The sequence below is a fragment of the Streptomyces sp. NPDC047085 genome, from assembly GCF_040643735.1.
Lineage (GTDB): Bacteria > Actinomycetota > Actinomycetes > Streptomycetales > Streptomycetaceae > Streptomyces.
Map to the genome: position 1 here is coordinate 280,496 of NZ_JBEYUW010000012.1, position 7,942 is coordinate 288,437.

9 protein-coding genes are annotated in these 7,942 nt (G+C 71.7%); 4 read left to right on the forward strand and 5 right to left on the reverse strand.

Annotated elements, in window-relative coordinates:
- Positions 1-114 precede the first annotated feature (114 nt).
- Together ABZ865_RS33325 and ABZ865_RS33330 are read right to left on the reverse strand one after the other, a co-directional pair.
- Positions 115-963, reverse strand: a complete 849-nt coding sequence (locus tag ABZ865_RS33325; protein WP_361238785.1) for an ATP-binding cassette domain-containing protein — start codon at positions 961-963, stop codon at positions 115-117.
- The gene (locus ABZ865_RS33330) at positions 960-1,415 is read right to left on the reverse strand and encodes a MarR family transcriptional regulator (RefSeq protein WP_361238788.1); all 456 of its coding nucleotides are present in this window, start codon (positions 1,413-1,415) and stop codon (positions 960-962) included. Before ABZ865_RS33330 ends, ABZ865_RS33325 begins: the two co-directional genes overlap by 4 nt.
- A gap of 261 nt (positions 1,416-1,676) precedes the next feature.
- Here ABZ865_RS33330 and ABZ865_RS33335 point away from each other — a divergent pair, with 261 nt between their 5' ends.
- Positions 1,677-2,471 (forward strand): RNA polymerase sigma factor SigF, encoded by a 795-nt coding sequence (locus ABZ865_RS33335; RefSeq protein ID WP_361238791.1) that lies wholly within the window; start codon positions 1,677-1,679, stop codon positions 2,469-2,471.
- 68 nt (positions 2,472-2,539) lie between these two features.
- Here ABZ865_RS33335 and ABZ865_RS33340 read toward each other — a convergent pair whose 3' ends face one another.
- Positions 2,540-2,896 carry an ANTAR domain-containing protein gene (locus tag ABZ865_RS33340; protein WP_361238794.1) on the reverse strand — a complete coding sequence of 119 codons (357 nt, stop codon included), beginning with the start codon at positions 2,894-2,896 and terminating at the stop codon, positions 2,540-2,542.
- A gap of 128 nt (positions 2,897-3,024) precedes the next feature.
- Between ABZ865_RS33340 and ABZ865_RS33345 the strand changes: the two genes are divergently transcribed.
- Complete coding sequence (locus ABZ865_RS33345; RefSeq protein WP_361238797.1) at positions 3,025-3,837, forward strand: VOC family protein; 813 nt, start codon at positions 3,025-3,027, stop codon at positions 3,835-3,837.
- Between the two features lie 128 nt (positions 3,838-3,965).
- Here ABZ865_RS33345 and glgX read toward each other — a convergent pair whose 3' ends face one another.
- Positions 3,966-6,113: a glycogen debranching protein GlgX gene (glgX, locus tag ABZ865_RS33350; protein WP_361238800.1), complete on the reverse strand. Its 2,148-nt coding sequence runs from the start codon at positions 6,111-6,113 to the stop codon at positions 3,966-3,968.
- Positions 6,110-6,622, reverse strand: coding sequence for a pep a2 (locus tag ABZ865_RS33355; protein WP_361238803.1), 513 nt, complete (start codon positions 6,620-6,622; stop codon positions 6,110-6,112). The genes glgX and ABZ865_RS33355 overlap by 4 nt, the downstream gene beginning before the upstream one ends.
- 303 nt (positions 6,623-6,925) lie before the next feature.
- Here ABZ865_RS33355 and ABZ865_RS33360 point away from each other — a divergent pair, with 303 nt between their 5' ends.
- Together ABZ865_RS33360 and ABZ865_RS33365 are read left to right on the forward strand one after the other, a co-directional pair.
- Positions 6,926-7,225 (forward strand): DUF5133 domain-containing protein, encoded by a 300-nt coding sequence (locus ABZ865_RS33360; protein ID WP_361238806.1) that lies wholly within the window; start codon positions 6,926-6,928, stop codon positions 7,223-7,225.
- Between the two features lie 109 nt (positions 7,226-7,334).
- The coding region (locus tag ABZ865_RS33365) for a maltotransferase domain-containing protein (RefSeq protein WP_361238809.1) at positions 7,335-7,942 on the forward strand (608 nt) is incomplete at its 3' end.

A 7,942-nucleotide genomic window follows, 5' to 3' on the forward strand; every position in this document is an offset into this window, starting at 1 on the left:
GCGGGCCCGGTGCCCATGCCAGTACCGTCAGCGGGCCCGGTGCCCATGCCGGCGGCGTCGGCGGGCGCGGTGCCCGTGCCGGTGCTGGTACCGGCGCTGGTGCCGGTGGTGGCGTCAGCGGACCCGGTTTGCCGTGCGGCGCGTGCTTCGGACATCGCGGAAACCTCCTCCTGACCGGTCGTCGAGGCCGCTGCCGGCGACGTCCCGGAAGACGTCCTCCAGCGTGGGCAGGGTGTCGGTCGCCCGGCGTTCGGCGAGCCCCCGGCGCAGCTCGGCCGGGGTGCCCAGGGCGCGCACGCGGCCCCGGTGCATCAGGCCGACGCGGTCGCAGTACTGGTCGGCCTCGTCCATGTAGTGGGTGGTGACCAGGACGGTCATGCCGGTGGCGGCGCGGACGGCGTTGATGTGGTCCCAGACGCCGGTGCGGGCGATGGGGTCCAGGCCGATGGTCGGCTCGTCGAGGATCAGCAGCCGGGGCGCGCTGACCAGGGCCTGGGCGAGTTCGAGCCGGCGGACCATGCCGCCGGAGTAGGTGCCGGCCAGCCGGTCGGCGGCGTCCGCGAGGCCGACGGCGGTCAGTGCCTGGGCGACGCGTTCGGCGCGCTCGCGGCGCGGCACGTCGAAGACGCGGGCGAACAGGGCGACGTTCTCCCGTCCGGTGAGCCCGCTGTCGGCGGACAGCTGTTGCGGGACGTAGCCGAGGAGGCGGCGCACCGCCATGCGGTCCGTGGCGGTGTCGTACCCGAAGACGCGGACCATGCCGGCCGGGACGGGAAGGAGCGTGGTGATGCAGCGGATCGCGGTGGTCTTGCCGGCGCCGTTGGGGCCGAGCAGTCCGAACACCTCGCCCTCGCGGACGGCCAGGTCGAGTCCGTCGACCGCGCGGGTGTCCCCGAAGGCGTAGGCGAGGCGGGTGCAGGCGAGCGCCTCGGCGGGCTGCGGGGCGGGGGGTTCGGTCGTCACGATTCCTCGGCCTCCTCGTGCAGGGTGGCGGCGAGCTTGCGCAGGGCCGGGAGCGCGGCGCGGAGGGCTTCCCGGTCGGCCTCGTCCAGCCGGGCCACGTGGCGGCCGACCAGTTCGGCCCGGCGGCGCTTCCAGTCCGCGAGCCGCCGGCGGGCGGCGTCGGTGAGCAGCAGGCGGGCGGCCCGCCGGTCGGCCGGGTCGGTCTCGCGGACGAGGTAGCCGTCCCGGACGAGGTGGTTGACCAGGGTCGACACGGAGTTGCCCGCCAGATGCAGGGCCCGTGCGGCGTCCGAGATGCGGATGCCGGGCCGGGCCTCGACCAGGCGCAGCAGCTCCACCTCGGCACCGCGCAGTCGCGGCCCGGACAGCCCGCCGCGCAGCCGCCGCCGAAGCAGCCGCTGGATCCGTGCCAGGGCGTCGGTCAGCTCTTCGGTGAACGTCTCCGGCCCCACGTTCCAAGATTACCTCTGACACAGAGGTAATCGCTTCAAGCGCAGGTCAAGCCCCCGCGGAGCCGAGCCGGGCGCCCAATTCATGCCCTACCGGCGCAATTGTTTCGACCGGCCCCCCAGCGGGAAAGCGCCTGACAGTGCTTCGGACAGGAGGCACGTCCGCGGGACCGGTCGATGCCGGACACCCCGGTGTCCTCTCCTCGGTCCGAGCGCACCTCCCGCGGTGTCTGTCCGCACGGCACCTGCCGAGAGAGGTGCACGATGCCTGTCACTGGCAGCACGAAAACCCACCCGCATGACGACGCCCCCGACACCGCCGACTCCTTCGAACGGCTCGTGGGGCTGCCCGACGGTCCCGAGCGGCGGGCGCTGCGGGACGAACTCGTCGAACTGTGGCTGCCCATGGCCGAGCGGATCGCCGTACGGTTTCGCGGCCGCGGGGAGTCCCTGGAGGATCTGTACCAGGTGGCCGCGCTGGGTCTGGTGAAGGCCGTCGACCACTTCGATCCGTCGCGTGGCCGCGCCTTCGAGGCCTACGCGGTGCCGACCATCACGGGTGAGATCAAGCGCCACTTCCGTGACCACATGTGGACCCTGCACGTCCCGCGCCGGGTACAGGACCTGCGCAACCGGGTCCGCGCCGCGGTGAAGGAACTGGCGCAGACCAGCTCGGGGCAGGCGCCCACCGTCGCCGAGATAGCCGACTACACGCGGCTCAGCGAGGCCGAGGTGGTCGCCGGCATGGAGGCCTTGGAGTGCTTCACCGCCCTGTCGCTGGACGCCGAGGTGGCCGGTACGGACGGGTATGCGCTCGGTGACTCGCTCGGCGAGGCGGATCCCGGGTTCGACCTGGTGGTCGACCGCGCGGCGGTCAAGCCCTGTCTCGCGGCCCTGCCGGAGCGCGAGCGCACCATCCTGTACCTGCGGTTCTTCGGAGGGATGACACAGAGCCGGATCGCGCAGCAGCTCGGCATCTCGCAGATGCACGTCTCCCGGCTGCTCAGCGGCTGCTTCGACCGGCTGCGCGAGGAGCTGCTCGCGGAGGCCCGCCGCTGAGCCACAGGCAGTTGATCGTGGAGGCCCGCCGCTGAGCGTCAGACAGTTGATCGCGGAGGCCGGCCGACTTACTCGTCCGCGCCCCCGGGGGTCTCCGGTGCGAAGGGCGGGCAGTCCTGCTCGGACCCCGGGATCTGTGTGGGCCCGTACCGGTCGAGAGCGTCCTCCAGCTCGGCACGGATCTCGGGCGCGATGTCGCCCCGGCGGCCCCAGATCAGGATCTGTTCCGCGATGGTGCGCAGTTTGATGTTGGTGTGCTGGGAGACCTCCTTCAGCACCTCCCACCCCTGGTCCGGCGTCACCCGGCCGAGGGCCACCACCATCCCGATCGCCTGGTCGACGACCGCGTGAGAGGCCACGGCCTCCTTCAGCTGGTCGACTTCCGCCTGCAGCTCGAGGATCCGGTCCGGCTCGCTCTCTGCCATGCCCTCCATCGTCCTCACTCGCCCGGCCGCGTGCCACCGGGGTGTTCGACAGGCAGCCGAGCCCCTTCCGGTTGGACACTGGTGGCAGACCGGTGGCCGCCGGGCCCCGAGAGCAGGACGCGACTGTCATGAACCAAGACACACCTGACAACGGGGGACCGAGGAAGAAGAGGGACGTCGTCTCGACGCACGCCGTCTTCGGAGCCCCCTGCTGGGTGAGCCTGACCAGCCGTGACCTGGAGGCGACCCAGGAGTTCTACACCGCCGTGCTGGGCTGGCGATGGCGCGGGGTCAAGCTCGGGGAGCACTTCCGGATCGCCCTGGTGAACGGCGTGCCCGTGGCCGGGATCGCGGCGGTCGCCGCCATGTGGCAGATGGCGGTGGCCTGGACGCCGTACTTCGCCGTCCCGGACGCCGACGTGGCCGTGTCCCGGGCCCGGGAGCGCGGGGGTACGGCGGCGGTCGGTCCGCTGTCCTTCCCGCCCGGCCGGGCCGCGCTGCTCGCCGACCGTGACGGGGCCACCTTCGGGATCTGGCAGGGGGAACTGGTCTCCAACTGGGAGGCGTGGCGCAGAGCGGCTCCGACCTTCATCCGGCTGCACACCCGCGACGCCTTCGACGCCGCGCTCTTCTACGGCGAGACCCTCGACTGGGCCTCCGGCAAGCCGGGCTGCTGCGAGGTCGAGTACGAGGGCGGCGAGGTGGTGCTGCGCAGCAGGGGCGACGTGGTGGCGCGGATCGACTCGGGCGCCGTGGAGTCGGCCCCGGACCCCTCCGTACGGCCGCACTGGCAGATCCACTTCTCGGTGGCCGACGTGGCGGCCTGTGCCCGCGGCGCCGAGAAGCACGGCGGCAGCGTGCTCAGCGAGGAGGAGTCCGAGGCGATCCTCCGCGACCGCGACGGCGCCCAGTTCACCGTGACCTCGCGCCCCATGCGCTGACCTCACCACGACCGCCCCATGCGCTGACCCCACCACCACCGGCGCGGGCGCTGACCCATCACGACCGGCACAGGCGCGCCCCCCGACCGATCCGGGGGGCGCGCCCGCACGACGTGAAGAGAGCCGGGCTAGCCGGAGGCGGCGGTGGAGGGGCGGGAGAGGAGGACCAGGCTGCGGGCCTCCACGCGGAGGCGGGTGCCGGCCTTGCGTTCGCGTTCGTCGGGGATGCCGTCGGGGTCGGCGGTGTCGATCAGGGTCGTCCAGCGCTCGCCGTAGACGTCGTCGGGAAGGCGGAAGTCGACGGGTTCCCAGTAGCCGTTGAGGAGCAGCAGGAAGGAGTCGTCGATGACGCGGCGGCCGTAGGCGTCGCGTTCGGCGATGGCGTCGCCGTTGAGGAAGACGCCGACGGAGTGCGCGTCGCGGCGCTGCCAGTCCCGGCCGGTCATCTCGCGCGCGTCGGGCCGCAGCCAGGTCAGGTCGGGCAGCGGCTGGTCGGCGTCGGTCGCGGTCTCGCCCTCGAAGAAGCCGCGCCGGCGCAGCACGGGGTGCTCGGCGCGCAGGCTGATGACGTACCGGGTGAAGTCGGTGAGGGAACGCTGCTCGTCCGTCAGCTCCCAGTCGATCCAGGAGACTTCGTTGTCCTGGCAGTAGGCGTTGTTGTTGCCGCGCTGGGTGCGGCCGAGTTCGTCGCCGTGGCAGAGCATCGGTATGCCCTGGCTCAGCAGCAGTGTGGCCAGCAGGTTGCGCTGCTGGCGGGCGCGCAGTTCGAGGACGACCGGGTCGCTGGTGTCGCCCTCCACCCCGCAGTTCCAGGACCGGTTGAACCGCTCGCCGTCGCGATTGCCCTCGCCGTTGGCCTCGTTGTGCTTGTCGTTGTACGACACCAGGTCGCGCAGGGTGAAACCGTCGTGCGCGGTGACGAAGTTGACGCTGGCGCGCGGCCGGCGGCGGCTCGCCTGGTAGAGGTCGGAGGAGCCGGTGAGACGGGAGGCGAACTCACCGAGCGAGCCGGGCTCGGCCCGCCAGAAGTCCCGTACGGCGTCCCGGTAGCGGCCGTTCCACTCCGACCACAGCGGAGGGAAGTTGCCGACCTGGTAGCCGCCCTCCCCCACGTCCCAGGGTTCGGCGATGAGCTTGACGCGGCTGATCACCGGGTCCTGCTGGATCAGGTCGAAGAACGCCGAGAGCCGGTCCACCTCGTGGAACTGGCGGGCCAGCGTGGCCGCGAGGTCGAAGCGGAACCCGTCGACGTGCATCTCGGTCACCCAGTACCGCAGCGAGTCCATGATCAGCTGGAGGACGTAGGGGTGCCGCATCAGCAGGCTGTTGCCGGTGCCGGTGGTGTCGTAGTAGTGCGCCCAGTCGCCGTCGACCAGGCGGTAGTAGGAGGCGTTGTCGATGCCCCGGAAGGACAGCGTGGGGCCCATCTCGTTGCCCTCGGCGGTGTGGTTGTAGACCACGTCGAGGATCACTTCGAGGCCCGCCGCGTGCAGCGCCTTCACCATGGCCTTGAACTCGTTGACCTGCTCGCCGAGGGAGCCGAAGGCGGCGTAGGCGTTGTGCGGGGCGAAGAAGCCGATGGTGTTGTAGCCCCAGTAGTTGGACAGGCCCCGGTCGGTCAGGACGCCGTCCTGCACGAACTGGTGGACCGGCATCAGCTCGACCGCGGTGACGCCGAGCGAGGTCAGGTGGTCGAGCACCGCGGGATGGGCGAGGCCGGCGTAGCTGCCGCGCAGCCGCTCGGGGACCTCGGGGTGGGTGCGGGTCATCCCGCGCACATGGGCCTCGTAGATGACGGAGTCCGCGTACGGCCGGCGCGGCGGGCGGTCGTCGCCCCAGTCGAAGTACGGGTCGGTGACCACGCCGAGCATGGAGTGCCCGGAACTGTTCCCCGGCGACGGACCGTCCGGGGCCCGCTCGTAGAGGGAGGCGTGGTTGTCGATCTGGCCGTCCACGGCACGCGCGTACGGGTCGAGCAGCAGCTTCGCCGGATTGCACCGGTGGCCGAGGGAGGGCTGCCAGGGGCCGTGCACGCGGTAGCCGTAGCGCTGTCCCGGGCCGACGCCGGGCAGGTAGGCGTGCCACACGAAGCCGTCGACCTCGTGCAGCGGGATGGACTTCTCGGTGCCGGCGTCGTCGACCAGGATCAGCTCGACGTGCTCGGCGACCTCGCTGAACAGCGCGAAGTTGGTGCCCTGCCCGTCGAAGACGGCACCCAACGGGTAGGGGTGCCCGCTCCACACGGGCACCCCTTTCCTCGGTTTCCGCGCCGTCACCGGGCGCCCGCCAGGGCGTCGTCGGCTGCTTCGGCCGGTGCGGCCAGCGTGGCCACCGGCGTGGTGCGCGGTACTTGCAGCACCTGACGCAGATTCGGCACGGGGACGGTCGGCACCAGCGGGACGCGCTCACCGGCCCGCGCGCGCTGCGAGAACCAGATGATCTTGCTGCCCGTCTCCGTGGCACAGCAGCCCCAGCCGTCGCTCATGGCGGCGAGATCCGCGAGGCAGGCCCGCAGATCCTGGTCGGGGCGCAGCTCCCGGTCGTCGCCGCCCACGGCGGTGATGAGATGCTGTCCGTTCCACCACATCTCGATCGATGTGGCCTTGTCCGTGGCGTGCTGGTCGATCGCCCGCAGCAGCATTTCGGCGCCGCGGCGGACGGGGTCCACGAGGTTCTCGAGGTCCCAGTAGCGGAGGTGGGCGGCCAGGATGCGGCTGACCTGTCCCACCCGTTCCGGGCTGACTTCCACGTCGAGGTGGTAGTAGCAGGGCACTGCGGTCTTCATTGTCGCTTGCTCCTCACCGGCGAAGTTCTCGCTCCCTCGCCCCGTCCGGGAGGGATCCCGGACACGTAACGTGAGCGTTGATCGCTTCTGAGTCACCTCCACAGTGGGACCACTACGCCATTCGTGCAACACGAGCATCACGAACGGCGGGGTCGTTGAACGTCCAACAGGACGTTGCGTGTCCCTGCGTGCACCATGAGTGAAAGCCTCGATCGCCGTAACGGTGCCGCGCCCTTCCGCGCGCGGACGCCACCCGACCGTCGGGAACGCGCCCAGTCGAGAGCGTGGAAGGTGAAGAGGGCAATGCTGCTACCCGCCAAGGCCGAAGTGGCCCGGCAGTTGCGGCGTTACCGGGCGTGGGAGCGCGTGATGCTCGCCTCGCCCCACGACCGCACGGTCCGGGCCGCCTTCGAGGATTCGGGCTACACCTTGTGCGTGTTGATGGGAAAGCGCTGCGCCCGGGAGGCCGCGGACGCGGCCGAGCGGTATCTGCGCTCCACCCTGGCCGGCTATCTGCGCGAGCAGGACGGGCGGCCGCAACCGGGCCGGAAGGCTCGACGCGCGCCGCCACCGGAGCGGCGTTCCACGGCGCCAAGCCCCTGACCTGGCACCGTACATGGCGTTCCCCCTCGGGACGGCAGCGGCCGGCCCGTTTCCAGGATCGCGAAGCCGGGCCCGGTGCCCGGCTTCGCGCACGGCGGAGGTGAGATCCATGCGCAGGACCCCGACCATCGGCCGCGTACCGGTACGTGACGTCCGGCCGGCCGTTGAGTGCGGCAGGCGCCCGGCGAAGGCGGTGACCGGAGAGACGTTCCAGGTCACCGCCACCGTGTTCCGGGAGGGACACGACGCGGTGGGTGCCAATGTGGTCCTGCGGGATCCGAAGGGCCGGCGCGGCCCCTGGACTCCGATGCGGGAGCTGTCTCCCGGCAGCGACGTCTGGGGCGCGGAGATCACTCCGGACGCCACCGGCCGGTGGACCTTCCGGGTGGAGGCCTGGTCGGATCCCCTCGGCACCTGGCGGCACACCGCCGGCGTGAAGATCCCCGCCGGCATCGACACCGGCCTCGTCCTGGAGGAGGGGGCCGAACTCTACGAGCGTGCGGCCGCCGGCGTGCCCAAGGGCCCGGAGCGGGAGCTGGTCCTGGCCGCCGCCGGGGCCCTCGGCGACGACTCCCTGTCGGTGCACGACCGTCTGAAGGGCGCTCTGTCTCCCGAGGTGGATGCGGTGCTGGCCCGGTATCCCTTGCGGGAGTTGGTCACCGCGTCGGATGCGATGCCGCTGCTGGTGGAGCGGGAACGCGCCCTGTACGGCTCCTG

Coding starts and splice junctions, on each gene's coding strand:
- ABZ865_RS33345 (WP_361238797.1), top strand. CDS start 3,025: ATGAACCAAGACACACCTGACAACGGGGGACCGAGGAAGAAGAGGGAC.
- ABZ865_RS33335 (WP_361238791.1), top strand. CDS start 1,677: ATGCCTGTCACTGGCAGCACGAAAACCCACCCGCATGACGACGCCCCC.
- ABZ865_RS33355 (WP_361238803.1), bottom strand. CDS start 6,622: ATGAAGACCGCAGTGCCCTGCTACTACCACCTCGACGTGGAAGTCAGC.
- ABZ865_RS33360 (WP_361238806.1), top strand. CDS start 6,926: ATGCTGCTACCCGCCAAGGCCGAAGTGGCCCGGCAGTTGCGGCGTTAC.
- ABZ865_RS33340 (WP_361238794.1), bottom strand. CDS start 2,896: ATGGCAGAGAGCGAGCCGGACCGGATCCTCGAGCTGCAGGCGGAAGTC.